Origin of the sequence: Vibrio sp. PID17_43 (genome assembly GCF_002608565.1) — a bacterium.
Classification (GTDB): Bacteria; Pseudomonadota; Gammaproteobacteria; order Enterobacterales; family Vibrionaceae; genus Vibrio.
In genome coordinates this window covers 1-23,946 of record NZ_LIXM01000021.1, presented here as the reverse complement: position 1 = coordinate 23,946, position 23,946 = coordinate 1, and the positions used below count along the sequence as shown (strand labels likewise).

Below are 23,946 nucleotides of genomic sequence, written 5' to 3'. Positions count from 1 at the left end.
AGGTTACTAATTCAATTCTATAAAAGAGATAAGAAAATGGCTGGAGCGAGTTTACTCACGTTGTTGGATGACATAGCGACTGTATTGGATGATGTCGCCTTAATGTCTAAAGTCGCGGCAAAGAAGACCGCAGGTGTATTGGGTGATGATTTAGCATTAAATGCTCAGCAGGTATCAGGCGTTGCCGCTGAGCGAGAAATTCCGGTGGTTTGGGCGGTGGCTAAAGGATCATTTAGAAATAAACTTATCCTCGTCCCTGCAGCGTTACTAATTAGCGCTTTTATACCTTGGTTAATCATGCCTTTACTCTTGCTGGGGGGCTTATTTCTCTGTTTTGAAGGGGCAGAGAAAATTCTAGAAAAGCTTTTCCCACATGCACATAAACATGAAGAAAAACAAGACGAAGTCGATTCTGACGAGTCGGTCGAAGAATATGAGAAGAGAAAGGTCGCGGGAGCGATTCGTACCGATTTCATTCTTTCAGCTGAGATTATTGTTATCGCACTTGGCACTGTGACGGGCGCCAGCATGCTGACTCAAATTTTAGTCGTAAGCTTAATTGCATTGCTGATGACAATCGGTGTGTATGGGCTGGTGGCTGGCATCGTGAAACTCGATGATCTGGGCTTCTATCTTGAGCGCACATCGAAAGGTAAAGGAGTCAAAGCCAAGATTGGCAGCGTGCTGGTTAGTTTTGCACCAAAACTGATGAGGTTTTTGGGGATAGTCGGTACCGCCGCAATGTTCTTAGTCGGTGGTGGTATTGTGGTACACAATGTGCCTGCTGTTCACCATCTGATAGAACCCATCATTATGGATTTCCGAGGTCACACCATTGCGACAGCGATTGTACCGACGCTACTAAACGGTCTTGTCGGTGTTGTTGCAGGCCTTGCTGTTGTTGCGGTTTGGACAGTCGTAGAAAAAGTACGCGGTGAGTAATCTGAGTTCTGGTTATTTAGAGGCAGTGAGTATGAAAAGGCCCAAAGAAAAGGGTCATGCCCTTCCCAACTAGGTGTGGCAGATGACCCTTTTTTCATTTTGGAGGCGTGATTATTTCACTTCCCACTCAATCTTGTCGTTGGCACGAATAGGAACAACGATGTCGTTACCAAATGGCATCGTTTCTGGCACATCCCAAGAGGTTTTTTCAAGAGTGACGGTATCAGTGTTACGTGCGATGCCGTAGAAATCAGGGCCGTTAAAGCTTGCGAAGGCTTCTAGGTTCTCTAGCTTACCTTCTTTGTCGAACACTTCAGCATATAGCTCTAGTGCTGCGTGTGCAGTGTATGAGCCCGCACAGCCACAAGCTGACTCTTTTGCCCCTTTCGCATGTGGCGCAGAGTCCGTTCCCAGGAAGAATTTCTTGCTGCCGCTAGTTGCAGCTGCAATAAGCGCTTGTTGGTGGGTATTGCGCTTAAGAATTGGCAGGCAGTAGAAGTGAGGCTTAATACCGCCTACAAGCATGTGGTTACGGTTGAATAGTAGGTGGTGAGCGGTAATGGTTGCCGCAACGTTATCAGATGCGTTGGTGACGAAGTTTGCGGCATCTGCCGTTGTGATGTGCTCAAGAACGATCTTTAGGTTAGGGAAGTCATTAACGATTGGAGCAAGAACGGTATCAAGGAATTCCTTCTCACGGTCGAAGATATCTACGTGATTGTGGGTGACTTCACCGTGCACCAATAGAAGCATACCGACTTCTTCCATCGTTTCTAGAACGTGGTAAATGTTCTTCGCGTCAGTGACACCTGAATCTGAGTTGGTGGTTGCACCTGCAGGGTAAAGCTTTGCGGCGACGATTTTGCCCGTTGCTTTGGCTTTGCGTATTTCGTCAGGTGAGGTGTTGTCAGTCAGATAAAGTGCCATAAGTGGTTCGAATTGGTCACCGTGTGGTTCAGTAAGAATTCGATCACGGTAGGCGAGCGCCATTTCGGTATTGGTAACAGGTGGGACGGTATTTGGCATGATCAGCGCACGGCCGTTATAACGGCTAATATCGCGAACGGTGTCTTTTAGAACTTCACCATCGCGTAAGTGAACGTGCCAGTCGTCAGGACGAGTAATAGTCAGTGTTGTCATTAATGGCTCCCACCAGTGAAAATATGTGATTGGAGCCTAAACGCTGCATTTACCTCAAGAGCAAACGCTTGCGCTTAGGCGACAGGATGATAGAGGAAATGCACATCCATTTCATCCCATTTTTCACTTTTCTTTCTGCGGGGTTATTTCATCGTTAACCAACGTGCGTGAATTGTACCCGGTAGGAAGAAGAAAAACGTCAAAACGAGGTTGATGATAAAGTCCTTACTTAAGCCCTTCTCCATAAAAACTGCAACGGGTGGAAGAAAGATACACAGCAATATCAGAATGAGTTTATTTGTATCCATGGTTTAAACTCAGGATAAGTGACAATGGTGGCGTCAAAAAAAACTGACGAGATTGCATAAGCAATGACACAATTTGGCAATCCCTGTTTAGTTAGAAGCCTGCAAAATCATGGAACATTGTTCATCACAGGTGGTTTTTCTAAAACCTAGCTGATTGGTGTGGCTCTTTTATCGGCACTTGGGTCAAAGAGCCGATGGAGATAGAATAGTTTAATCATTAACGAATCGGTAGGAATAGGGTCGTGTCTCAGTCTGTGTTGTCTCAAATAAATGTATTTCCAGTAAAATCCGTTGGTGGCGTCTTGCTTTCGTCTGCGTGGGTAGAAAAGCAAGGGTTGAGTTTTGACCGTCGTTTTATGATTGCGAAAGCTGACGGGGCGATGGTCACTGCAAGGAAGCACCCACAAATGGTGACCATTAAGTCTGCCTTGTTGCCAGATGGTGTGGTATTCACCAGCCTTGAGGCGAAACCGCTAAAAATTCGTTATCAAGATTTCAAAATGCAGGAAACCCCAGCCACGGTTTGGAAGGATACGTTTACGGCTTTTACCACAACGGATGAAGCCGATGACTGGTTTAGCAAGGTATTGGGACTGCGTGTCGAGTTGTTGTTTACCGGAGAGCAATCGAATCGAGTACGAGAAAAGCTGGGTCATAATGTCAGCTTTGCAGATGGTTACCCAGTATTGGTGATCAGTGAAGCGTCACTAGAGGAGCTGAATCGCAGAAGCTCAGAACAGCACTCGATGGAACAGTTCCGCACCAATCTTGTCGTTGCCGGCACAAAGCCATTTGAAGAAGATTCATGGAAACGCATTCGAATTGGTGAAGTGGAATTTGAAACAGTTAAGCCTTGTGAGCGCTGCATCCTAACGACCGTAAACACACAACGCGGTACATTTCGTGAGAGTAAAGAGCCACTAAGAACATTGCAAGAATTTCGTGCCAATGAGCGTGGGGGTGTCTTCTTCGGACAAAATCTGGTTGCACGCAATGAGGGCATTATCCGTCAAGGCGACAAAGTCGAAGTATTGGAATACAAAGAACCGGAGTACTATCCAGACAACTCACCGAAACGAATGTCGCTTACTTGTGTTGAACGTGAAGCGATCGCCCGCGACTTCGTGACTTTTTGGCTAGAACCAAGCAAAGGCTTACTGCCCCCATATCTACCAGGCCAACATCTTCCAATTGATGTGGAAATAGACGGCAAGAAAGTGGGGCGTCGTTACACGCTTTCTTCTAGCCCATCAAGGCAGGGTCGATATGCCATTTCCGTCAAGCGAATTGCAGGAGGCCGAGTCTCCAATGCATTATTGGACAACTTGCAAGTTGGGGATGTCCTAGAAACAGGAACACCCGATGGCCAATTTCACTTGAAAGAACATCAAGCCCAACCATTATTATTGCTTTCTGCTGGGAGCGGTGTGACGCCAATGCTTTCGATGTTGCGTTATTTAGCCGATCAAAATCAGTTAGATGATGTTGTGTTCTATCATCAATGTCGAAGCGAGATGGATATTCCTTGCAAAGCGGAATTGGAGGCGCTTAAACGTCAGCATCCAGGATTAGATTTGAAAATCAGTTTGACCCAACCAACGATTGATTGGTTTGGTCTAAAAGGTCGCTTAAGCCTTTCTCATATCAAACTCATCAAAGACGTTGAACAGAGGCAAGTGTTTGTATGTGGCCCGGATGGCTTTATGCAAAAGGCGAAGAATCTGCTGTTGAAGAAAGGGTTACCAGAAGACAACTACCATCAGGAAGCCTTCGGTATTGCGGCAATGGCTGCGAGACCGGAAAAGAGGGTAGGGATTGAATTTAATGGTTTTAAACTGTTGGGCAACAATCAACAAACGTTACTGGAACAGATTGAAAATGCAGGCAAGCGTGTTTCAAATAGCTGCCGAGCGGGTTTATGCGGTGCTTGTAAGGTGCAGTTGGAGTCAGGTAAAGTTGATCATCCTGACGTTCCTGCACTCACCGATGAAGAGCGTGCAATGGGGACGGTTCTAGCTTGTTGCGCGATTCCAGAAACGGACGTCATAGTGACAGGCTAGCGCCTATTAACTAATAAAACGCCGCATAGGGTATGCGGCGTTTTTACCTGAGCGGTACGAAGCGGTTATTCGTAGTAGCACTATTTAGTCATAGATCGTAGGAATCGGTTGACGTTTGTGCTGGGTTGCCTTGTAGATAGAAACCAAACGATCGCTGACTTCTTGTGATACTGGTTCCCCCTCAAGAAAGTCATCAATCTGCTCGTAAGTCAGGCTTAGAGCATCTTCATCTGCTTTTTGCGGAGCAAGTTCTTCTAGGTCCGCTGTTGGGACTTTTTTCACCAGTAATTCAGGTGCACCTAGCGTTGCTGCAACTTCACGAACTTGACGTTTGTTTAGACCAAATAGAGGAGCCATATCACAGGCACCGTCACCAAATTTGGTGTAAAAGCCAGTAATGTTCTCTGCGGAGTGATCGGTACCAATGACCAAACCGCCAACATAACCAGCGATTTCATATTGCGCGATCATGCGAGCACGTGCTTTAACGTTACCTTTTACAAAATCTATTTTTGCTGCATCTGTAGGCAAAAGCCCCGTTCCCTCAAGTGCAACATGAGACGCCGCGTGGAGACCATCAACGCCTTCTTTGATGTTAACGGATACAGAGTGTGTTGGTTGGATGAAAGAGAGCGCCAGTTGCGCTTCATCTTCATCCTTCTGCTCACCGTAAGGCAGTCGAACAGCAATAAACTGATAGTGTTGGTGGCCTGATTCTTCATTCAACTGGTCAACAGCAATTTGTGCTAGGCGGCCACACGTTGTTGAGTCAACACCACCACTGATGCCAAGCACAAGTGACTTACAACCGGCTTCTTGAAGCTTACGCTTAATAAAAGCGACACGGCGCTCAATTTCGAAATGCGGGTCAATTGATGGCAATACACGCATTTCATCGCGGATGGACTGTTCCATTTAAGGTTCCTTTTCCTGCAAATATGTCAGACACCAAAATCCATTTTAATAGATTTTACAACGGCAGGCGTTTATCGTTCACAAATGGCGCAAAACCATTCAATTGATGTTCATAAACGTCGCTTTGGTGTCAAAAGCTTTAAAGATTTGTAGTATCATACCGAATTCATCGAATTAGAAAACACCCTTCAACCAGGTAATCACCGGATATGAAAAAAATCGCCGTTTTTGGCAGCGCATTTAACCCGCCTAGCTTAGGACACAAGAGCGTAATCGAGTCACTGAGCCACTTTGATCTTGTGTTGCTAGAGCCCAGTATTGCACACGCTTGGGGCAAAAATATGTTGGATTACCCAATACGGTGCAAACTGGTCGATGCTTTTATTGAGGACATGGGGCTTTCTAATGTTCAACGATCAGATTTAGAGCAAACTTTGTACCAGCCTGGGCAACGTGTGACGACATTTTCGTTATTAGAAAAAATTCAAGAAACTCATGAGCAAGCCGATATAACTTTTGTTATCGGTCCTGATAATTTCTTCAATTTTGCTAAATTTTATAAAGCAGAAGAGATTATGGGGCGTTGGTCTGTTATGGCGTGTCCAGAAAAGATAAAAATCAGAAGTACGGACATTCGTAATGCATTGTTGCAGGGCAAAGATATCAGTGCATATACGACCCCAACAGTCAGTGAATTATTGCTAAGCGAAGGCTTATATAAAGAAACATTATCTGGTAACTAAGAGGTCAGATTCTCATGGTCAGAATGGTGGTATTTAGTGCATGCGCGCTGCTTGTGGCCACACAGGCGAGTTCTGCTTGTAACTATTTGTCTGATCGGTCGGTTGTTTTTGTGAATAACACCATGCCTGTTTGCGAAGACGTTTTTGATAGCGTTGGTGTGCTCAGTGTCGATACGCTCAGTTGGTATGAAGAGATAAAAGTGACGGATGAGCTAACTGATAACTATTGGGATGAGTGGGCGATTAAATCGCTAGATACGCCATTACTCACGAAAAACCATAAAAACAATTACTTTGGTTTAGGTGTCTGGATGCCAGAAGAGTTGCAAGGCGATGAAAATAAAATGACCACAGAGGAATGGCTACGCAGCCATGGCTTGATGTTTAGTGTTGGTTTTGGTGATAAAAATGATGGCGAACCACGGATGCGTTTTGATTATCGCTGGCACGAGTATTACGACGCGGACTGGATGATGCAAATCGAAGTGCCGTTCTAACCCACGTTAACTGATTGAAGGGCTCACATTATGTACGCCCTTTTTGTAATTCTGTTCGACAATGAACGGTAAAACCTAGAGTACTTCTCCAAACACCAAGTAGCATAACTGCTCATATTCTTCTTCATTGCCCGCAAATAATTGCTCGACAATATCTGCTTGCTTTAAGCCAGATAGTTTCATTTTTCTAGCTTCACGAAGTGTTAACACTAGGCACAACTCTCTTGAAATGCGCTCCTCACTCCCTGGCTTCCACTGATTAATGGAAGTGGTTAGAGGGGAGGTGTTCAAGCTAGGTTTTAGGGTAAGCGCCTCATGTTTAACAACGGTCAATAAATCAAGTTGATATGTACTACGTTCTTTCGTAGTGGAGAGTTTTTCCGCGAGGGCTTTCAATAATACCGAAGGCGTTACAAAACCCGCTTGGTGTGCGAATGAGTCTTTCAAGCGGACAGAGAAATCACAGCGATTGACACGAGTGTTAGGTAAAAAAGTGAGGGAGCTCAAACATCCCTGTGGAATCCAAAAATATTGACCCGGTTCGATGGCATACTCCTGCCTACCCAATTTTATGATCGCCAAACCTTCTACAACAGATAGCAAACTGTGTTTGAGCGCATTTTTACGTGCTGTTACATGCAGAAAAGGGAAGTGAGCGTCGTGAAATTCAATTGCGTAGTTCATTATGAATACCAGAGTTTTTGGGCCGCTAAGAGTACCGCTAAAGCATTTGAATGCCAACCGGGTAACAGATTTTTTTGACAAGTTAAATTGTAATACGACTGGTATGACCATGTTAAAAGTATGGGTTGAACTGCTGCGGCGTGGCAAAACAATGCGTAGAATGTGCCAGCTTTTTTTGAAATGAAATGAAATAAATAATGACAACCAATACCGATCCCTATATTGAAATTCGTCCATACAATGACGAAGAGATTCCAGCGGCGCTAGACCGTCTGATCCAAGACGATGAATTCATCAGTGCAATTTTAAAGCACCGCTTTGCGAATAAAGCTGGTTGGTTTAAAGCATTGATGAGCCCAGTTATCCGCATCTACTTAAAAGCGAAGTGGAGTAAACTGAAGTCGGTGGAGGCCATTCAGTTAGAAGTAAAGAAATATCTTCGAGATACCTTAGATGCGACAACGGATGGCGTGACCTTTTCTGGCTTAGATAAGTTAGACAAAAATACGTCTTACCTCTTTATTTCTAACCACCGTGATATTGCGATGGACCCAGCGCTTGTTAACTATGGTTTACACCAAAATGATCACCGAACGGTACGTATTGCTATTGGTGATAACTTACTTAAGAAGCCATGTGCGACTGAACTGATGAAACTGAATAAAAGTTTCATCGTCAAACGTTCGGCAAGAGCGCCACGAGAGATGATGAAGGCCCTAGGGCAACTCTCTAGCTACATCAAACACTCTCTGGATACAGGGAACTCAATTTGGATTGCTCAAAAAGAAGGCCGCGCGAAAGATGGGAACGACTTTACCGATCCAGCGATTCTCAAAATGTTTCATGTGGAAGGCCGAAAACATAAAATTAGCTTTGGTGAGTATACGCGTTCTTTGAAAATTGTTCCTGTTTCTATCTCGTACCAAAACGATCCTTGTGATATCGCCAAGGCTAAAGAGTTGTATGAGAAAGCAGAGAATGGTCGCTATGAAAAAGGCGAATTTGAAGACATTGAGAGCATCATCCAAGGAATCATAGGCTACAAAGGTAAAGTGCACGTTTCTTTTGGGGATGTCATTGACCAAGAGTTTGAAACGCCAGATGCATTGGCGGCAGAAATCGATCGTCAAATCCATCACAACTACCGTGTGTTCCCAATCAATCTGCTAGCCGCAGGGCGTGAAGATGAGAGCATTACCGACTCTGTGAGAGCTCAACTGGCTGAGAAGTTAGAGAAATTACCGACTGGCGCGCAAACCTATTTGGTTGCGAGCTATGCGAATCCGGTAAACAATCAGGAATAGTCAACGCGGAACTAAGATCCGTGGCAGTGAAGCAGTGAGAGGCGAAGTCTAAATAGGGTTTATCTGTTGATTCTATACTCGTTTCTCACCTTAATTCTTTACTACGGCGCGACAGCGCCACCTAGTGTTAGGTTGCGAGGCCATTTTGATATTTTGTTTCCACCTAAAAAGATATTCCCTTTAACGGTCATCATATCTGGAAATTGAGTAAGTGAAGAACCACCAATATAGAGGTTTCCATCCACGATTAACCCTTCTGGTAATGCCGTTAATGGTGTACGAATGACACTCAAGTCTCCTTTCACTCGTAGCCTTGCAGGGAGACTTTTTAGGGGAGTATCTGTTAAATTTAAGTACCCACCCAGTTTAATCCCTATAGGCCAACGCTCAATTTTACTGCCCAATAAATCGGCATAACCTTTTATCTTTGTGCCGGGGCTGATGGTTTTCAATGCACTATGCTTCGCTTCTAAATTACCACTGACATCTAGCGCTTTAGGTAACTTAGTGATGGGGGTTTGTGAGATATTCAAGTTACCCTTCACCGCTAAGCCATCGGGCAACTGACGATAGGGTTTATTCCTCAGGTCAAGGTTGCCATAGTTATCGGTATGACCAAATTTGGAATAGTAGTCGAGTTCATAGGCGGTAGGTGAACCACTGACAGCCATTAATGTTAATAATAATGGGACAACACGCATCGTCGACACTTCTAAATTTAAAAACATGAAAAGCATAGCGTAAAGCAACTTGCGCATCTAGAGCCTGACTTACCAATAGTATGAGATGCTGCCAAGAACATAAAAGATCTACCTGCTAGTATGCTTAAATCTATTTGAGGAGATATGCATGAATTTGAAATCGATTTTAATAATGATCATGAGCTTGGCGTCGTTGTCGGTTTCTGATGCAGTGGTGGCAAAGTCTTATAGTACACCAGAGCTGGGAGCCTTCATCGCAGCGGATGGCAAGGTCGGACAGCGTATTTGTCACTATGATGATAAAGCTTATACCGAGGGGGCGATGCTTAAAGTCGACAATGTACTTTTGGTTTGTGCGGAGGCCAATGATTTTGAATCCAATGGTGCACTTAAGTGGGTCATACTTAAGAAACAACCGTGAGGCGGTACTCACCGAAGTTAAAAAAGCGAGCGAGTGCTCGCTTTTATCCATGACTAGCGCATTAGAGAGCGAGTCTTTAGTTCAAAGATTAGCTTTTCAGCGCTGACTTCAAACTTGAATCGAGCGGTTAGCTCTTTTGATTCTTCAGTCAGTTCAGATGTGTTGTATTCAACATCTGCACATACTGATTTAGCCAATTCAACGTATTTTTCTAACTCTGCTTCCAATGTTGCTTTTGACTCTGCGAAAATCGTTACGTCAGCAACATCGTCGCCTTCTTTGATGATAAAGCCCATCTCGCCAGCACAACCACAAGCTTCACATACTTGATTTTGTTCTAATTCGATACTCATAACAAATCCTCATGTAAATACTGTGGGTATTCTATCAGGTATTTGATCTGTATCTACAAAAATGAACGTTTTTGGACAAAAATAGAACAGCATGTTATGTTGTTAATCAAAAGTAATAGGCTAGGTTTCGATGCTTATAGGAAAATAGTGTGATGCCTGTCAATGTTTAAAAGCAATTAACCAACATATTAGAGAGATTTTCGTTTGATTGGTTGAACTGGAATTCAATTTATAAGACTATTTCCGATTGATTGTTTTTATACAATTATCACTCTTAATCTTAACATAGTTTTGATGAATGATTTGGTGTAAAGTTCTGATGGAATGAATTTTTACCATGTTTTTAGTCACATATAGTGATAGTCCTATTACTATGGTTCGCACTGGAATACAGTGCAAATGGGGTATGTTGGTTCCTAATATAAGATTAGGGGCGCGAAGTAGATACTGTTAAGGGTGATTTTCATTCTAGCTTCATCGAAAAGTGAGTTAGATGGATTTATGAAGAGAAGAGCTTAGAATATGCCAAAGCGTAGTAAAGAAGATACCGAAATTACTATTCAGAAGATTATGGATGCCGTTGTTGATCAACTTTTAAGACTTGGTTACGACAAAATGTCTTACACAACGTTGAGTCAGCAGACGGGGGTATCACGTACGGGTATTAGCCACCATTTCCCTAAGAAAACGGATTTTACCGCGGCACTCGATGGTCGTATCTTTAAAATGTTCGTCGATCATTTGGAGTTTGATAAAGGCTTAGAGGTGTTTTCTCAGAGCTGGATTAAGGCTCTTGATGATTCAGAATTTTTGGCGATCTTACGCCTATTATTCCATCATATTGTTACTTCAGAAAATGCTCATGAGTTTGCTGCTAATGGTATAGACCGTTTGTACAAAATGGCAGAAAGTCAATTTGGAGACGGCAGCGCGAGAGAAATTGAGTGGTTGCTTGGCCGATCATTGATTCAAATGAGCAAGTAACTCAAACACCATAGACCAACCCCGCAACGATGCGGGGCTTCTTTTTTCTTTTCGTTAAAACCTTTCGGGTGTATCAGGTGATAATGTCCTTGATTTGTCCTCCTCCAACATGGCCACAAAATAGTTGTAATCATTAGGTGTAACGCGAAATAATGAATGTGGAGGGAAGTTAAGTCACTCGGGTATATACGGATTTCTTTTGATCTTGGAACAAAAGCATGAGACCCATAAGTAAGGAACTAGCCGAGATTTGCTACCCATTCATTTATGAAGCCAGCCCAGTGTGTGACTTTGAAATTGCTGCTGATGAGCTATGCAGCCGCATTGGGTTAGTACTAACGATGGAGTTGGATGATTTTAGTCGCAATATCCTGACTTGATTACAGCCTAACGTGTATCACATATTAATGACCTTTATCAGGTTGCAGAGACGGAGTTTGTGTCTCGCAGCTACACAATGCCAAAGAAGTAAACTAAGAAGCCATGGCTTTGGCTTCTAACTCTTTTGCCCCTCGAAGCATGGCTTCCACCAGTTCACCTGCGTTGAATTTCTCAAGTGCCTCGTGTGCACCGACTTGGTGAGCGCGATCAACACAAATCTCACTCGACAGGGAAGTGTGAAGAATACGGTAAGAGTGGTTCAGCGCGGCATCATTTTGAACTTCAAAGGCAAGCTCGTATCCGTCTAAGCCAGGCATTTCAATATCGCTGACCAACAAGTCGATAGGACGATTAGCGGCGGCATCATGTTTCATCAATGCCAATGCATCAGTTCCGTTTTTACAGATTTGGTAAGGAATGTTGATGCTATCTAACGCATCACAGAGCTGTTTTCGTGCGATGGCGGAATCATCAACCAGTAAGATATTCAATGCTTTCAATCGCTCGCGCTCAATGTCCGTTAGCATTGGAATTTTCGCATTTTCATACTGTGGATAGATTTTTGAAAGTAGCAGTTCGACATCCAACATCTGAACAATGTTATCTTCATAACGAGTGATACCCGTAACAAAGATATTGTTACCAGCGCTTTCTGGCGGCGTTTCAATTGTTTTCCAGTCGCATTCGATGATTTTTTCAATGCCACGAACCATGAAGGCGACGACGGTTCTTAGGCAGTCGGTCACAATCAAGTAGCAGTCTTGGTACTCTTCTTCGTGCATAGGGCGAAAACCAATCGCTGCCGCCATGTCGATCACGGGGACGGTTAAATTACGAATCGTAACGGTCCCGATTACGTGATAATGTGAATAAGGAATTTTAGTCGTAGGCAGATAAGGAACAATTTCACGAACTTTTAGGGTGCCTATTGCAAAGTGCTGTTGCAGGGTGAGTTTAAATACCAGCATTCCCTGTGATTGATTCGCTTTGCTAATGACTTTAGTCATAAAATATCCTTATCTATACTGCTGATTTATGACGCTAATCTAATCTTATAAGGCGACAGCTTCAACCGTTTAGCAGAGAAAAGTTAGCTTTTGAAGCAATCTTCCTAATTTGAGTGGATATCGTGTGAATGGCCACACAGTATTTCACTAAATTATCAGTTTTTCCTTGCTCATTTTTCGCTCCAAAATAGAGCTGTATGTGAGAAATTATTGGCGATATCAGGTCAATTCGGTAAACTTGCTCGATCCGAACAGTGAGAGACAGGCACATGGCAAATACAGCAGCGGCTTTGCACATTCTTGTGAAGCATAAAGAACAAGCTGAAGACATCATTGCGCAACTTAAAAAAGGCGCTAAATTCCAGGCGTTAGCAAAGAAATACTCGACTTGCCCATCTGGTAAACGTGGTGGCGACCTAGGTGAGTTTCGACGTGGTCAAATGGTGCCACAGTTCGATAAAGTTTGTTTTTCCGGTGAAGTGCTAACGCCACACCTTGTGAAGACCAAATTTGGTTGGCACGTCGTTAAGGTCTTGTACCGTACCTAATAAAAAATAGCGCGTTTATCGCGCTATTTTTGTATTTACCGCCCTTTATTCGCGCTCCTCTCGTTATCTTTTCGAGCCTTTGTCGACTTTCCTATCTATTTATAAATTGCACCGATCGTGATGTAAGTAACAGTTTTGCTTTCTTAAATGTTTGTTACATAGCGAGTGATTTCTCCATTGCTACATTCTTCTTGAGCTAAGGCGTATTAGTGAGAATGGAGGCTGGGCAGAAGATGTCATCTTTAAAAGTTACTATAAAACAGGGGTTTATGCACTGGTTTTTTGTAGTTTTGATGATGGTTTGGGCGCTAACATAGCTTATTAAACCTTTACAGGGGATGAGCTACGCCCTGTTTTTCCCCCTAGCAGAAACGCAAAAGGGGTGAGGGAGGCGCGTCAATAGTTCTTATAATTTTGGCTATTGGATTCGCTCACGATGAATTCGAGTAACAATGGGTGAGCGAACGCGACGAGGAGAGAAACATGAGTGGCTTACAGGACACACAATCAACGGGTGCCAATGTTATCTTGCATGCTTTTGATTGGAAGTATGTTGACATTGCCCAACGCGCAGCGGAGATCAGCGAGCTAGGTTATGGCTCGGTATTGGTTTCACCACCAATGAAAAGCGCACAAGACGAACGCTGGTGGCAGCGTTACCAACCTCAAGACTATCGTGTTATCGACAATGCGCTCGGTAATACCACAGATTTTAAAAGCATGGTTGAAGCGCTCGACCGTGCAGGCGTATTAGTTTATGCCGATGTCGTTTTTAATCACATGGCAAACGAAGCACATCTACGCTCGGACCTACAATATCCGCGCCAATTAGTGATGGATGACTACCAGAAAAATACGGACAAGTATCAAGACCTGATTCTATTTGGTGACTTATCTGAGCCGCTGTTTGATGAAAATGATTTTGTTGAAGCCTTTGGTATCACAGATTGGAAAGACAAGTGGGAAGTGCAGAACGGACGAATTACCGGAGGCCCGACTGATCCTGGCTTGCCGACACTTCGAGTTTGTGACGACGTCGTTAAACAGCAGCGTGCTTATCTTAACGCATTAAAAGTACTCGGTGTGAAAGGCTTCCGTATTGATGCGGCTAAACACATGACTTTGGAACATCTAAAGCGGGTTTGGACCGAAGACATTACCCATGATATCCATATTTTCGGTGAAATCATTACTGATGGTGGGGCTACAGAAGAAGAGTACGAACTGTTTCTTGAGCCATATTTGAAAGAGACGCGTTTGGGAGCCTACGATTTCCCTTTGTTCTCAACCATCTTTAAGGCGTTCTCCAAGAAGGGCAGCTTCAAATCTTTGATTGACCCTTATTGTTTTGGTCAGGCGTTATCGAATGGTCGCGCAATTACGTTCGCCATTACCCATGACATCCCGAACAACGATGTGTTCTTGGACTTGATCATGGATGAAGAGGACGAGTGGTTAGCGTATGCCTATATTCTTGGTCGTGATGGCGGTGTGCCGCTGATTTACACCGACCTCGATACTAGCGGTATTAAAGGCAAAGATGGCAAACCAAGATGGAAGAATACGTGGAAAGACTCAAGAATGGCGAAGATGATCGCGTTTCATAACCGAGTTCATGGTGAGCCGATGATGGTGCTAGAAGGCAACGATGATATGTTAGTACTTCAACGGGGTGAGAAGGGAATTTTGGTGTTGAATAAATCTGCTCGACCTCAATCGTTGTTGCTGCAAGGAGGCAACGATCTAGTCGATATGATATCCAACTTGAAGGTAGCTAGTGGGCAAGAGGTGAAGGTTGCAGCTAAATCCGCCATGCTTTTAGTGTCTGAATAATATGTGTTTAAAAAGCGACTAAATGCCGAGTATGGTATTTAGTCGCGTCGTGTTCACCGCTTTACCATGAGCATTACTAAGGAGCTGATTTAATCAACTCAAAACCAGTTTTAGTGAAATATCACCATCGTCTAACACGCCATCTTCAACAAGAAGGTTGAGTACTTGTGTTCCATAGCCTTTATTTTGATGATCTTTATCGATCATAAAACGGAACAGCCAGTAGATAGAATAATCCAGTGGCTCATCTTCATGACAAAACGCCAATAGACCAATAACCGTCTCTTGTTCATAAATCACTTTCAACTGGTAATCGATTTCGAAGTGAGACTGGGCAATCGTAATGGCATTGGACGCGAGGCTATCTTCCTGTTTTGGATGCAAATTGAGCCGGATGCAATCCAAGTAGTTTTCTTTGGTTAGCTCTCTAAGTGAGATCATAAAAACGTCGTTCCTTCTTCCCAGTATTCCCATACCTAATGATGGGTATCGCAATTGGCTCTTTCATCTACGGTTTCATTCCGACTGATCTGATCGTAGAGTACGCAGGTGAAGCTAAGTGGTACGCGATTCCAGTTGCCGCTGTGATTGGCATTCCATTGTACATTCGAGCAGAAGCGGTGATTCCACTAAGTGCGGCGCTAGTACAAAAAGGCATGGCGTTGGGCTCAGTCATGGCGCTTATCATTGGTAGCGCGGGCGCAAGTCTTACAGAAGTGATTTTGCTAAAATCTATCTTTAAGAACCAAATGATTGCGACGTTTCTATTCGTGATTCTAAGCATGGCGATTAGTGCAGGATACCTATACACCTTTATTTTTGCTTAAAAGAATAAAGCTGAATACGCACGATTGCTTTCAAACAAAAATCCCCGAGCCTAGACTCAGGGATTTGTTTATTCCTTGTGGCTCATTAACTTCACATTCACAGTGTATTTCAAACTCGTGAGACGGTAAGAACAAAACGCATACTGTTTGATCTTTGTTCGATAATTTAGTTGCGGTTTTTTTAATCAAGATCAATCTTCAGCGTAATTTAATCTTTGGATCACATGCCTTCATCTATACTTCTAAAAGGTAGCCTATTGGAGGATCAAGGAGGCACCATGATTACCGTGCATCGTGAATACAGTTTGAAGAATAGCCTAGACTTGCATGCTAGCGTTGAAGTCAATCCAGTTGGAATGTTGGAAGTCGATATCATTGAGCTGGGTGAGCATCATACGACGGATTTTGGTGACTTGTCTTTTGAAAGTCGTGGTAGCGAAACCAGAGTGCGTGGGAAAGAAGGCAACGTGCCGTGGCAATTCAACCTTGCGAAAAAAGATGCGTTGGAGCTTTCTCACCTAGTTGATGAAGCCAATGAAGAATATGAGACCTTAATGAGTGATCTTATGTAACTTCAGTTGATGCTTAGACGAGAAAAAACCTCCCGCGGGAGGTTTTCATTTTATGGGGTGTCTTCTGTTGGAGTCGGCAAATCTGGAACGTTTTCACCATCAAACTTGTCTGCGTAGCTCTTCGGTGGTGGTGTCCAACCTCGTTCTGATCGCGAGAGTTTATCGTGCCGGTCTTTTCGCATCTCTTCGGCCATTTTCTCTTCTAGGTGAATAAACAGCTGAAGGAAGTTATTGTCGTAGCGCTCACCTTTTGAATCATCGGCCCATGCTTCGTACAGAATATTGGATTTTCTATCTTCGACACGCTTATAAGTGGTTTTTTGTTGTTCAACAAAGAACGGATGAATACCAAGCAGCTTCATCGCATGACCACCAACTTCTAATGCAGAGTGGTAAGTCTCTGATTCTATAATATCCGCTCCTGCCTGACGGAGACGGTAGCCATGACCGCGGTCGAATGCACGTGCGATGATTTTCACCTGAGGGTAAGTGTGTTTGATGTATTTCACCAATTCGACACTTGATTCTTGGTTATCAATCGCGACAACAATTGCCGAGGCCTGTTTAATGCCAGCGGTATGAAGCATATCGGGACGCGTTGCATCACCAAAGTAAGCACGGGTGCCAATTTGGCGCATGTTGTCAATTTGGCTCGCTTGGTGATCCAGAACGACGGTCTTTACACCATTGGATACTAAGAGACGGTTGATGATCTGACCAAAACGACCAATACCCGCGATGATAACCGTGCCTTGCTCTTCAATAGTATCGATTTCACGTTCGTTCGATTCACTTTGATAGCGAGGAAGAATCACTCTATCAAACAGAATAAATAACCCCGGAGTAAGGAACATCGAGATAGCCACGACGAGGGCTAATGTTTGAGATAGCTCGAATGGAATAACGTGGTTTTGTACTGAGAAACTTAATAGCACAAAACCGAATTCACCCGCTTGCGCTAAGCTCAACGCGAACAACCAACGGTTGCTCCCTTTAATGCGAAATATAAACGCTAAAATGAGCAAAATGGACGCTTTTAGTAGCATGACGCCGAGCGTGAGAGCGATGATTAAACCGAAGCCACTAAATAGGACAGAGAAATCGATGCCTGCACCAACCGTGATAAAGAACAGGCCGAGCAACAAGCCCTTAAAGGGTTCAATATTTGACTCAAGCTCATGGCGGAATTCACTGTTTGCCAAGACGACACCTGCGAGGAAAGTTCCCAAAGCCGGTGATAGACCAACTAAACTCATCAGGGCAGCAATACCGATCACCAGCATCAACGCTGTAGCCGTGAATATCTCACGCAGACCTGAGCTTGCGACATAGCGGAATAATGGGCGACTCAGGAAATGGCCGCCAACGACCACGAGAGCAATCGAAGCGGTAATCGCTAAGCCATATGTCCAACCAGGCAATCCAGCGACTAAGCTTAACTCTTCATGATGCTCTGCCGCCGTTTGCGCAGCGGATTGTGCTTGCTCTACTAATTCGGGCAATGCTAGGAGGGGGATAAAGGCTAGCATTGGAATGACGGCGATATCCTGGAAAAGAAGTACAGAGAACGCGTTCTGACCACCTTCTGTTTTGGTCAACCTTTTTTCGCTGAAGGTTTGTAGCACAATGGCGGTTGAAGATAAGGCGAAAATCAAGCCGATGGCTAAAGCAACGGTCCAAGGCTGCCCAACATAAAGCGCAATCCCCATGATCACAGCAGCAGTACCACCAACTTGCAAACCACCTAAGCCCATTAGACGATTGCGCATTGCCCAGAGCATTTTGGGCTCTAGTTCCAAACCGACGAGAAATAACATCATCACCACACCGAACTCAGCGAAGTGCTGAATGGTGGTGGTCTCTTTGCCGACTAGACCAATGATGGGGCCAATAATCACACCGGCAATTAAGTAGCCGAGTACAGACCCCAACCCCAAGCGCTTCGCTAAAGGAACGGCAATCACTGCCGCTATTAGGTAGATAAAAGCTTGTAAGAAAACCCCAGTCATGATGCTCCCTTAATCAGTTCTGGTAAGGCGCTGTTGAGCTTAATGAGTGATGCTGCTGCTTTGATATTGAGTTTGTCTTCGACTAACGCGGTGAGCAGAGTCCGGTAGCGTTCAAGATGATGGGGGATTCGCCCTTCTTCTAGCGCGGTGCGAGAACCAAACAAAGCAAGAGGGGCAATATAGTTCATTCCGGTTAGTGAAGACATTTGTTCGATAGGTGCAAGTAGCTCCCGAATGGTAAAGTGGTTGTAGCCTTCGGCTTTGTAGGCTTCTTCTTTACCGCCCGCAGAAAGCACGCATAGCATCGTTTTTCCCCGCAATTCTGTACCTTCTGTGCCATAAGCAAAACCGTATTCAAGCACAAGATCCTGCCACTCTTTTAAGATAGAAGGGGTGGAGTACCAATAGAGAGGAAACTGAAAAATCACCACATCATGATCGCATAAGCGTTGTTGTTCTCGGTCGATATTAATATTGAAATGAGGATACTCACTGTACAGATCGACGCACGTCACTCCTTCAATTTCTTGGGCGGCTTTGAACATAGGGGCGTTCACTTCGGAGCGGTGTTGGGAAGGATGGGCAAAGAGAATGAGTACTTTTTTATTTATCATAGAAATCCTTGCTGTGTGCCCAAACTATTTTTGGTATAAGAATGAGAGACTTTAGTGATTGTAACAAACTGTAACTCATATCTCATTCGCTCGCCAGCATCGCCCACATAGAAACCGTGTTAGGCGTCAACTATGAGATCAGTCACTCCCCGAAAGAGCTTTTGACCAAAGCTATTGTTCAGGATGCATTTTGCGCTTATGTACGTAAGGATCATCCGCTAAAAGGTGGACGCTTACAGATTACGGATTGTGAGAACTTAGAGTTCGCCACCATCATTGCAGCCGACTGGAACTCCAACGTTTCATTTGCGAAAAATTATAAAGGTCAAAGGTGTAGAGCCTAACATTGCTTTCGTTGTGAACTGCCTTTCGCCATTGTGGATGTAGTCGAAAACTCGGATATGGTATTTCCTGCCTCAAAGACGCTGAATGCCGAGAAACTTTCTTATCTATGTCGGATCGAATTCAAGTACGGTGGATGGTTATTAAGCCCGCCTTGCAGGCTTGCTATCATCACAAAAATCTGAGCAATGTCACAGTGCATTGGTTACGCGGTATCGTTACAGAGATTATCAAAAACAACTTAGACTCGAGAACTCACCATTAATAACCACCGGTTATTACCCCATTTACTTGGGTTTATTAATAAACCGTCGTTAATGGCGGGTTACCTATTACCGGAATAACCCTCTAAGCCATTTGCTGAGAGGGTCACTATACCGAAACAATCTCAAGGTACTTGGTTATAGATTATCGTTTGATGTTGTAGCGAGCCATTGTGGCTTCTTCTGTCGATACGACGGTTTTACCAATCGGTGCGAGAGAAATGACCGCCAGTTTTAGGTGTTGAAGTGCAAACGGAATACCGATGATCGTTACAAAGCATGCCACGGCAGAAAGTACATGACCGATTGCTAACCAGATACCCGCAAACACAAACCAAATCACATTACCGATCACCCCGAGAGGGCTAGTGCCGATGTCCATCTCGTTCGTGAGTTCATCTCGTGAAACGGCTTCTTTGCCGAATGGGAAAAACGAGAAGTTACCCATTACGAAGCAAGCGCGTCCCCATGGAATGCCGATGATACTGATGAATGCCAGTAGCCCGAAGAACCACCATAGCAAACCCATGAATACGCCACCGAATACAAACCAGATGATGTTGCCGAGTGTTCTCATTTAAAACCCTTTTGATTTATAGCGTTAAGTTAAGTATGTCATATAAACATTAACCGAGGATGAATAATTGCAATGAGATTGCACTATTGATATCCAGCATGTCCAAGTTCAGGTTACTTGGGTATAGCACATTGGAGCGTTGAAACGACAGATAAAAAAGGCTCTCAACGTGTATTGAGAGCCTTCAATACTTAGGCCTTAACCATAGTTAAACGCGGTACAGGTTTGTCATTAATCGGCAGGTGAATCAGTGCGGCGATCAACGCAAGAACCACGGTAGACCACCAGATAGGCTCGTATGAGCCGTAGTAATCGTAAATTCGGCCGCCCACCCAAGCTCCCAAGAAACTGCCGACCTGGTGAGTGAAGAACACCAGACCATAAAGGGTCGATAGGTAACGTGAGCCGAAGATTTGGCGAACCAGGCCAGATGTCAGCGGCACTGTTCCAAGCCAGCAGAAACCGATTGCACCACCAAAAATAGCTGCCGTGTGTTCAGTGACAGGTAGCGTCACAAAAGCGGTGATCACAACTGTGCGCATCAAGTACAGTGCTGACATTACGTGGCGTTTGTTGAAACGGTCGGCCATTACTCCCCAGAAGTAAGATCCAAAGATGTTGAAGATACCAACGTAAGCCAACGCCATTGCCGCGGTTGATGCTGGCAGGTTTTTATCGGCCAGGTAACTTGGAAGGTGAGTGGCAATAAACATCACGTGGAAACCACACACAAAAAATCCGGCATGAATCAACCAGTAACCTTTATGAGCAAAGGCTTCTTTCAATGCTTCTTTCAGTGTTTGATTGTCTTCTGGTGCATTGGTAGCGGCATTGGCTTTTGGCTTTGCCGTCCTCATAAATAGGGCAAACACCACCATAAAGCTACATAGCACAGCGAATGCTTGCATTGCCCCTTGCCAGCCAAAGTCGCTCATTAGTGTCTGTGCGCCTGGGATCATGGCAAACATACCAAATGAACCAGCGGCCGTGGTTAAACCGAATGCTTTTGCAGCATGCTCTGCTGGTACGACTTTCGCGACGGCACCCAGAACGATCACGTAGCTGGTGGCACTCAGACCAAGACCAACAAGTACACCCAGTGATAGGTACATCATGGTTGGTGCAACGGCTATCGATGTCAGAAACAGTCCCAAAGCGTAAGAGATGGCACCTAAAATGATAATACGCTTTGCTCCCCAACGGTCGGCTGCCATACCCACAAAAGGCTGGAAAACACCAAACAATAGGTTTTGCAATGCTATCGCAAAGCTAAAGAACTCGCGCCCGGTTTGAAAGTAGTCGGAAATTGGCATCATAAAAATGCCAAATGATTGTCTGATCCCTAGACAGATAATTAGAATCCCTATTCCCAGCCAAACTAGGAGTGGAAACCGGAAAATACTCATAAATTGCTCTTATTAATGATGGTGGTGATGATGAGAGTGTTCTTTATTGTCACCTGTGGTTTGGTGACAGCCACTATTAATGGCTTGTGCTGCCAGAATTTCCAATAACTTAGGAGAGTTATGGACAATGATTAATGACAAGCACAACATGACCGATATCCTCAGCACCTGAGCGAAAATGGATTGAGAAAAAAGCATGCATTGTGCGCTCACGTAAAAAAATGAGCGCGAAGTGTAGTGATAAACCAGTAATGACGCAAATGACAAAAAGTGGAATAGGTTATGCGTTTAATGCATGTGTAAGGGAGGGAGAAGCGTTTTTTTGGAGTTTGCGTATGGCTATTGAACAATCATCGATTTGAGATTCATCTTTTATCACGTAAAATAGCGCAGGTTTGCTTCGTATAACCCCAATAATATGGATTGGGGATCTCTACCAGTTCCCGCAAAGTGCTGATTACGAAGAGTTGAGGTCACAGTGGATCTTACTCTTTGTAATGGCGTTCGATTTTTTCTAATCACTATCTATTCTTAGAGTAATTGCATCCACAAAACATAACTAAATAGGTGGAATATGAATGCATTTATTCAAGGGCTTCCAAAAGTAGAGCTACACTTACACATTGAAGGTTCGTTAGAACCGGAGCTGCTGTTTGAACTTGCAAAACGAAACAACATCGACATTCCATATGACTCTCCAGAGACATTACGCCGCGCTTACGAATTTGAGGATTTACAGTCTTTCCTCGATATCTATTATCAAGGCGCGAACGCGCTGCGAACCGAACAAGATTTTTATGATCTCACTTGGGCATATTTAGAACGATGTAAAGCGGACAATGTCATCCATACCGAGATCTTCTTTGACCCGCAAACGCATACCGACCGAGGCATTGATTTTGATACTGTTATTAATGGCATATACCGAGCCATGCAAGACGGTCACGATAAGCTTGGTATCACTTCGCAGATCATCGCGTGCTTCTTGCGCCACCTTTCAGAAGAAAGCGCCTTTGAAACGTTGCAATCCGTCCTGAATCATCAAGATAAAATTATTGGTGTGGGGTTGGATTCTTCTGAGCAGGGGCACCCTCCAGAGAAGTTTAAGCATGTGTTCCAGCAAGCCAAAGTGGCGGGTTTACTAACCGTTGCGCACGCAGGGGAAGAAGGGCCAGCGCAGAACATTATTGATGCGATAGAAATGCTTGGCGTTAACCGTGTCGATCATGGTGTTCGCTGCGTAGAAGATGCGTCTTTGGTAGAAAGATTGATTGAGAGCAAAATGCCATTAACGGTGTGCCCACTTTCCAATATTAAATTGTGCGTGTTTGATAACATGGCGCAGCATAATATCGTCGAGCTGCTTCGTAAAGGTGTGGCAGTCACGATCAATTCAGATGACCCCGCTTACTTTGGCGGCTATATGACAGACAATTTCTTAGCGGTGAGTAACGCTCACTCGATGAGCAAACAGGAGTTGGCTCAGTTCACTATTAACGCCATCAATGCAAGTTTCATCAGCGATGGATTAAAAACAGAGTATCGTGCGCAGGTAGAAGATTATCTGACTGCTTACCAGTAGGAAAAGGCAGACAGTGAAAGGGCTAGTTTGTTAGCCCTTTTTCAGGTGCATGATCAATATTATTGCTGACTTGCGTCAAGGTACGCCTTGGAAGACATATTTGTCCAAGCCCGTACTTTGGTTAAATACTGTTGCTGCGACTCAATAATCTCTTTGGTTAAAGGATCATTACTGGCTTGTTCTTGGAGCAGATCCTCGGTCGCTTTTTGCATCGCTTGCAGTACTTCTGGTGGGAAGTCTCGGACTTTAATATCAGGGTACTCTGCACTCATTGTTGCCCAGCTATTTGCGTTAGCATCGACTGCTTGGGTATACATATCAAAGGCAGCCACGCGGAACGCAGTTTCCAGAATTGAGCGTAAATCAGCGGGCAGTGTTTCCCATGTTTTCTTAGTTACGAGGAACTGGGTTTCAGATCCAGGTTCATGCCACGCGGTGTAATAGTAAGGCGCAATTTTTTGGAACCCCATTCTTAAGTCAAAAGCGGGACCAACCCACTCTAACGCGTCTATCGTTCCTCGTTCTAGCGATGTGTAAAGTTCACCGGGTGCGATATTGGTCGGTTTTGCGCCAACCTTTGCCATTACCTCCCCAGCAAAGCCCGGAATGCGGATCTTCAAGCCTTGCAAATCATCGAGAGAGTGGATCTCTTTCTTAAACCATCCTCCCATTTGGATATCTGAGTTACCACCAGGAAACGACAGTAAGTTGTGCGGGGCGTAGACCTTTTCCATCAACTCCATGCCTCCGCCTCGGTAGAACCAAGCGTATTGCTCGGTCGAAATCATGCCAAAGGGTATAGAAGAGAAATAGAGGGTATTGGGTAATGCCGATCAGTTAAGAGATAAATGATCGGTTGAACGATCCTACAGATGGCTTATAAAGGCTCTAAGTTCCCAAAACTTAGAGCCTTTTATTTTGCAATTAACCACA

General features: G+C 44.3%; 24 protein-coding genes, 3 pseudogenes and 1 riboswitch. Of the genes and pseudogenes, 13 read left to right on the top strand and 14 right to left on the bottom strand.

Annotated features, from left to right (window positions below):
* The first annotated feature begins 36 nt into the window (after positions 1-36).
* Positions 37-942, top strand: coding sequence for a DUF808 domain-containing protein (locus tag AK965_RS15060; protein WP_099080378.1), 906 nt, complete (start codon positions 37-39; stop codon positions 940-942).
* A gap of 111 nt (positions 943-1,053) precedes the next feature.
* On the opposite strand, the gene pyrC is transcribed toward AK965_RS15060, so the two are convergent.
* Positions 1,054-2,082 carry a dihydroorotase gene (gene pyrC, locus AK965_RS15055; protein WP_099080377.1) on the bottom strand — a complete coding sequence of 343 codons (1,029 nt, stop codon included), beginning with the start codon at positions 2,080-2,082 and terminating at the stop codon, positions 1,054-1,056.
* Between the two features lie 143 nt (positions 2,083-2,225).
* Positions 2,226-2,390, bottom strand: coding sequence for a YqaE/Pmp3 family membrane protein (locus AK965_RS15050; RefSeq protein WP_099080376.1), 165 nt, complete (start codon positions 2,388-2,390; stop codon positions 2,226-2,228).
* A 242-nt stretch (positions 2,391-2,632) separates the two neighbouring features.
* Between AK965_RS15050 and AK965_RS15045 the strand changes: the two genes are divergently transcribed.
* Entirely contained in the window at positions 2,633-4,450 is a 1,818-nt protein-coding gene (locus AK965_RS15045) for a hybrid-cluster NAD(P)-dependent oxidoreductase (protein ID WP_099080375.1), read from the top strand.
* An 84-nt stretch (positions 4,451-4,534) separates the two neighbouring features.
* On the opposite strand, the gene nadE is transcribed toward AK965_RS15045, so the two are convergent.
* Positions 4,535-5,365 carry an ammonia-dependent NAD(+) synthetase gene (nadE, locus tag AK965_RS15040; RefSeq protein ID WP_099080374.1) on the bottom strand — a complete coding sequence of 277 codons (831 nt, stop codon included), beginning with the start codon at positions 5,363-5,365 and terminating at the stop codon, positions 4,535-4,537.
* A gap of 209 nt (positions 5,366-5,574) precedes the next feature.
* Here nadE and AK965_RS15035 point away from each other — a divergent pair, with 209 nt between their 5' ends.
* Together AK965_RS15035 and AK965_RS15030 are read left to right on the top strand one after the other, a co-directional pair.
* The gene (locus tag AK965_RS15035; protein WP_099080373.1) at positions 5,575-6,108 is read left to right on the top strand and encodes a nicotinate-nicotinamide nucleotide adenylyltransferase; all 534 of its coding nucleotides are present in this window, start codon (positions 5,575-5,577) and stop codon (positions 6,106-6,108) included.
* A gap of 14 nt (positions 6,109-6,122) precedes the next feature.
* On the top strand, positions 6,123-6,605 hold the full coding sequence (locus AK965_RS15030) for a hypothetical protein (protein ID WP_099080372.1): 483 nt from the start codon (positions 6,123-6,125) through the stop codon (positions 6,603-6,605).
* 75 nt (positions 6,606-6,680) lie between these two features.
* Here the strand turns inward: AK965_RS15030 and AK965_RS15025 are convergent, their stop codons facing one another.
* Positions 6,681-7,289 carry an AraC family transcriptional regulator gene (locus AK965_RS15025; protein ID WP_099080371.1) on the bottom strand — a complete coding sequence of 203 codons (609 nt, stop codon included), beginning with the start codon at positions 7,287-7,289 and terminating at the stop codon, positions 6,681-6,683.
* Between the two features lie 197 nt (positions 7,290-7,486).
* Here AK965_RS15025 and AK965_RS15015 point away from each other — a divergent pair, with 197 nt between their 5' ends.
* Positions 7,487-8,593 (top strand): 1-acyl-sn-glycerol-3-phosphate acyltransferase, encoded by a 1,107-nt coding sequence (locus tag AK965_RS15015; RefSeq protein ID WP_099080369.1) that lies wholly within the window; start codon positions 7,487-7,489, stop codon positions 8,591-8,593.
* A gap of 101 nt (positions 8,594-8,694) precedes the next feature.
* Here the strand turns inward: AK965_RS15015 and AK965_RS15010 are convergent, their stop codons facing one another.
* On the bottom strand, positions 8,695-9,294 hold the full coding sequence (locus AK965_RS15010; protein WP_099080445.1) for a hypothetical protein: 600 nt from the start codon (positions 9,292-9,294) through the stop codon (positions 8,695-8,697).
* Between the two features lie 148 nt (positions 9,295-9,442).
* Here AK965_RS15010 and AK965_RS15005 point away from each other — a divergent pair, with 148 nt between their 5' ends.
* Entirely contained in the window at positions 9,443-9,715 is a 273-nt protein-coding gene (locus tag AK965_RS15005) for a YnjH family protein (protein WP_099080368.1), read from the top strand.
* 53 nt (positions 9,716-9,768) lie between these two features.
* On the opposite strand, the gene AK965_RS15000 is transcribed toward AK965_RS15005, so the two are convergent.
* Positions 9,769-10,068 (bottom strand): YfcZ/YiiS family protein, encoded by a 300-nt coding sequence (locus AK965_RS15000; protein ID WP_099080367.1) that lies wholly within the window; start codon positions 10,066-10,068, stop codon positions 9,769-9,771.
* Between the two features lie 522 nt (positions 10,069-10,590).
* Between AK965_RS15000 and AK965_RS14995 the strand changes: the two genes are divergently transcribed.
* Together AK965_RS14995 and AK965_RS14990 are read left to right on the top strand one after the other, a co-directional pair.
* Complete coding sequence (locus AK965_RS14995) at positions 10,591-11,052, top strand: TetR/AcrR family transcriptional regulator (protein ID WP_099080366.1); 462 nt, start codon at positions 10,591-10,593, stop codon at positions 11,050-11,052.
* Between the two features lie 218 nt (positions 11,053-11,270).
* A pseudogene (locus AK965_RS14990) lies at positions 11,271-11,429 on the top strand (ATP:cob(I)alamin adenosyltransferase); the annotation flags it as partial.
* 96 nt (positions 11,430-11,525) lie between these two features.
* Here the strand turns inward: AK965_RS14990 and AK965_RS14985 are convergent.
* Positions 11,526-12,440, bottom strand: a complete 915-nt coding sequence (locus AK965_RS14985; RefSeq protein WP_099080365.1) for a chemotaxis protein — start codon at positions 12,438-12,440, stop codon at positions 11,526-11,528.
* Positions 12,441-12,709: 269 nt separating this feature from the next.
* Between AK965_RS14985 and ppiC the strand changes: the two genes are divergently transcribed.
* Together ppiC and AK965_RS14975 are read left to right on the top strand one after the other, a co-directional pair.
* Positions 12,710-12,988 carry a peptidylprolyl isomerase PpiC gene (gene ppiC, locus AK965_RS14980; protein WP_099080364.1) on the top strand — a complete coding sequence of 93 codons (279 nt, stop codon included), beginning with the start codon at positions 12,710-12,712 and terminating at the stop codon, positions 12,986-12,988.
* A gap of 483 nt (positions 12,989-13,471) precedes the next feature.
* Positions 13,472-14,821 carry an alpha-amylase family protein gene (locus AK965_RS14975; RefSeq protein WP_099080363.1) on the top strand — a complete coding sequence of 450 codons (1,350 nt, stop codon included), beginning with the start codon at positions 13,472-13,474 and terminating at the stop codon, positions 14,819-14,821.
* A gap of 93 nt (positions 14,822-14,914) precedes the next feature.
* Here the strand turns inward: AK965_RS14975 and AK965_RS14970 are convergent, their stop codons facing one another.
* Positions 14,915-15,262: a GNAT family N-acetyltransferase gene (locus AK965_RS14970; RefSeq protein WP_099080362.1), complete on the bottom strand. Its 348-nt coding sequence runs from the start codon at positions 15,260-15,262 to the stop codon at positions 14,915-14,917.
* Positions 15,263-15,285: 23 nt separating this feature from the next.
* Between AK965_RS14970 and AK965_RS14965 the strand changes: the two are divergent.
* Together AK965_RS14965 and AK965_RS14960 are read left to right on the top strand one after the other, a co-directional pair.
* Positions 15,286-15,648: pseudogene (locus AK965_RS14965) on the top strand (permease); the annotation flags it as partial.
* A 278-nt stretch (positions 15,649-15,926) separates the two neighbouring features.
* Complete coding sequence (locus AK965_RS14960) at positions 15,927-16,220, top strand: hypothetical protein (protein WP_099080361.1); 294 nt, start codon at positions 15,927-15,929, stop codon at positions 16,218-16,220.
* 50 nt (positions 16,221-16,270) lie between these two features.
* Here the strand turns inward: AK965_RS14960 and AK965_RS14955 are convergent, their stop codons facing one another.
* The 5 genes from AK965_RS14955 to AK965_RS20950 form a co-directional block, all read right to left on the bottom strand.
* Positions 16,271-18,229, bottom strand: coding sequence for a monovalent cation:proton antiporter-2 (CPA2) family protein (locus AK965_RS14955; protein ID WP_099080360.1), 1,959 nt, complete (start codon positions 18,227-18,229; stop codon positions 16,271-16,273).
* Positions 18,226-18,843, bottom strand: coding sequence for an NAD(P)H-dependent oxidoreductase (locus tag AK965_RS14950; RefSeq protein WP_099080359.1), 618 nt, complete (start codon positions 18,841-18,843; stop codon positions 18,226-18,228). Before AK965_RS14950 ends, AK965_RS14955 begins: the two co-directional genes overlap by 4 nt.
* Before the next feature lie 750 nt (positions 18,844-19,593).
* Positions 19,594-20,025, bottom strand: coding sequence for a YccF domain-containing protein (locus AK965_RS14945; protein WP_099080358.1), 432 nt, complete (start codon positions 20,023-20,025; stop codon positions 19,594-19,596).
* A 191-nt stretch (positions 20,026-20,216) separates the two neighbouring features.
* Positions 20,217-21,431, bottom strand: coding sequence for an MFS transporter (locus tag AK965_RS14940; protein ID WP_099080357.1), 1,215 nt, complete (start codon positions 21,429-21,431; stop codon positions 20,217-20,219).
* A gap of 12 nt (positions 21,432-21,443) precedes the next feature.
* Entirely contained in the window at positions 21,444-21,629 is a 186-nt protein-coding gene (locus tag AK965_RS20950) for a hypothetical protein (RefSeq protein ID WP_367379318.1), read from the bottom strand.
* A gap of 182 nt (positions 21,630-21,811) precedes the next feature.
* Positions 21,812-21,911: riboswitch (purine riboswitch) on the top strand.
* A 94-nt stretch (positions 21,912-22,005) separates the two neighbouring features.
* On the opposite strand from AK965_RS20950, the gene AK965_RS14930 reads away from it, so the two are divergent.
* Positions 22,006-23,013, top strand: coding sequence for an adenosine deaminase (locus AK965_RS14930; RefSeq protein ID WP_099080356.1), 1,008 nt, complete (start codon positions 22,006-22,008; stop codon positions 23,011-23,013).
* A 59-nt stretch (positions 23,014-23,072) separates the two neighbouring features.
* On the opposite strand, the pseudogene AK965_RS14925 reads toward AK965_RS14930, so the two are convergent.
* Positions 23,073-23,840, bottom strand: a pseudogene (locus AK965_RS14925) (TRAP transporter substrate-binding protein); the annotation flags it as partial.
* Between the last annotated feature and the right edge of the window lie 106 nt (positions 23,841-23,946).

Excerpts from the sequence above, each read along its gene's own strand:
- AK965_RS20950 (WP_367379318.1), bottom strand. The coding sequence starts at position 21,629 with ATGCTTTTTTCTCAATCCATTTTCGCTCAGGTGCTGAGGATATCGGTC.
- ppiC (WP_099080364.1), top strand. The coding sequence starts at position 12,710 with ATGGCAAATACAGCAGCGGCTTTGCACATTCTTGTGAAGCATAAAGAA.
- AK965_RS14930 (WP_099080356.1), top strand. The coding sequence starts at position 22,006 with ATGAATGCATTTATTCAAGGGCTTCCAAAAGTAGAGCTACACTTACAC.
- AK965_RS14940 (WP_099080357.1), bottom strand. The coding sequence starts at position 21,431 with ATGAGTATTTTCCGGTTTCCACTCCTAGTTTGGCTGGGAATAGGGATT.
- AK965_RS14985 (WP_099080365.1), bottom strand. The coding sequence starts at position 12,440 with ATGACTAAAGTCATTAGCAAAGCGAATCAATCACAGGGAATGCTGGTA.
- AK965_RS14955 (WP_099080360.1), bottom strand. The coding sequence starts at position 18,229 with ATGACTGGGGTTTTCTTACAAGCTTTTATCTACCTAATAGCGGCAGTG.
- AK965_RS14995 (WP_099080366.1), top strand. The coding sequence starts at position 10,591 with ATGCCAAAGCGTAGTAAAGAAGATACCGAAATTACTATTCAGAAGATT.
- pyrC (WP_099080377.1), bottom strand. The coding sequence starts at position 2,082 with ATGACAACACTGACTATTACTCGTCCTGACGACTGGCACGTTCACTTA.
- AK965_RS15060 (WP_099080378.1), top strand. The coding sequence starts at position 37 with ATGGCTGGAGCGAGTTTACTCACGTTGTTGGATGACATAGCGACTGTA.
- AK965_RS15035 (WP_099080373.1), top strand. The coding sequence starts at position 5,575 with ATGAAAAAAATCGCCGTTTTTGGCAGCGCATTTAACCCGCCTAGCTTA.
- AK965_RS15050 (WP_099080376.1), bottom strand. The coding sequence starts at position 2,390 with ATGGATACAAATAAACTCATTCTGATATTGCTGTGTATCTTTCTTCCA.
- AK965_RS14945 (WP_099080358.1), bottom strand. The coding sequence starts at position 20,025 with ATGAGAACACTCGGCAACATCATCTGGTTTGTATTCGGTGGCGTATTC.
- AK965_RS15010 (WP_099080445.1), bottom strand. The coding sequence starts at position 9,294 with ATGCGTGTTGTCCCATTATTATTAACATTAATGGCTGTCAGTGGTTCA.
- nadE (WP_099080374.1), bottom strand. The coding sequence starts at position 5,365 with ATGGAACAGTCCATCCGCGATGAAATGCGTGTATTGCCATCAATTGAC.
- AK965_RS15025 (WP_099080371.1), bottom strand. The coding sequence starts at position 7,289 with ATGAACTACGCAATTGAATTTCACGACGCTCACTTCCCTTTTCTGCAT.
- AK965_RS14960 (WP_099080361.1), top strand. The coding sequence starts at position 15,927 with ATGATTACCGTGCATCGTGAATACAGTTTGAAGAATAGCCTAGACTTG.
- AK965_RS15030 (WP_099080372.1), top strand. The coding sequence starts at position 6,123 with ATGGTCAGAATGGTGGTATTTAGTGCATGCGCGCTGCTTGTGGCCACA.
- AK965_RS15015 (WP_099080369.1), top strand. The coding sequence starts at position 7,487 with ATGACAACCAATACCGATCCCTATATTGAAATTCGTCCATACAATGAC.
- AK965_RS14975 (WP_099080363.1), top strand. The coding sequence starts at position 13,472 with ATGAGTGGCTTACAGGACACACAATCAACGGGTGCCAATGTTATCTTG.
- AK965_RS15005 (WP_099080368.1), top strand. The coding sequence starts at position 9,443 with ATGAATTTGAAATCGATTTTAATAATGATCATGAGCTTGGCGTCGTTG.
- AK965_RS14970 (WP_099080362.1), bottom strand. The coding sequence starts at position 15,262 with ATGATCTCACTTAGAGAGCTAACCAAAGAAAACTACTTGGATTGCATC.
- AK965_RS14950 (WP_099080359.1), bottom strand. The coding sequence starts at position 18,843 with ATGATAAATAAAAAAGTACTCATTCTCTTTGCCCATCCTTCCCAACAC.
- AK965_RS15000 (WP_099080367.1), bottom strand. The coding sequence starts at position 10,068 with ATGAGTATCGAATTAGAACAAAATCAAGTATGTGAAGCTTGTGGTTGT.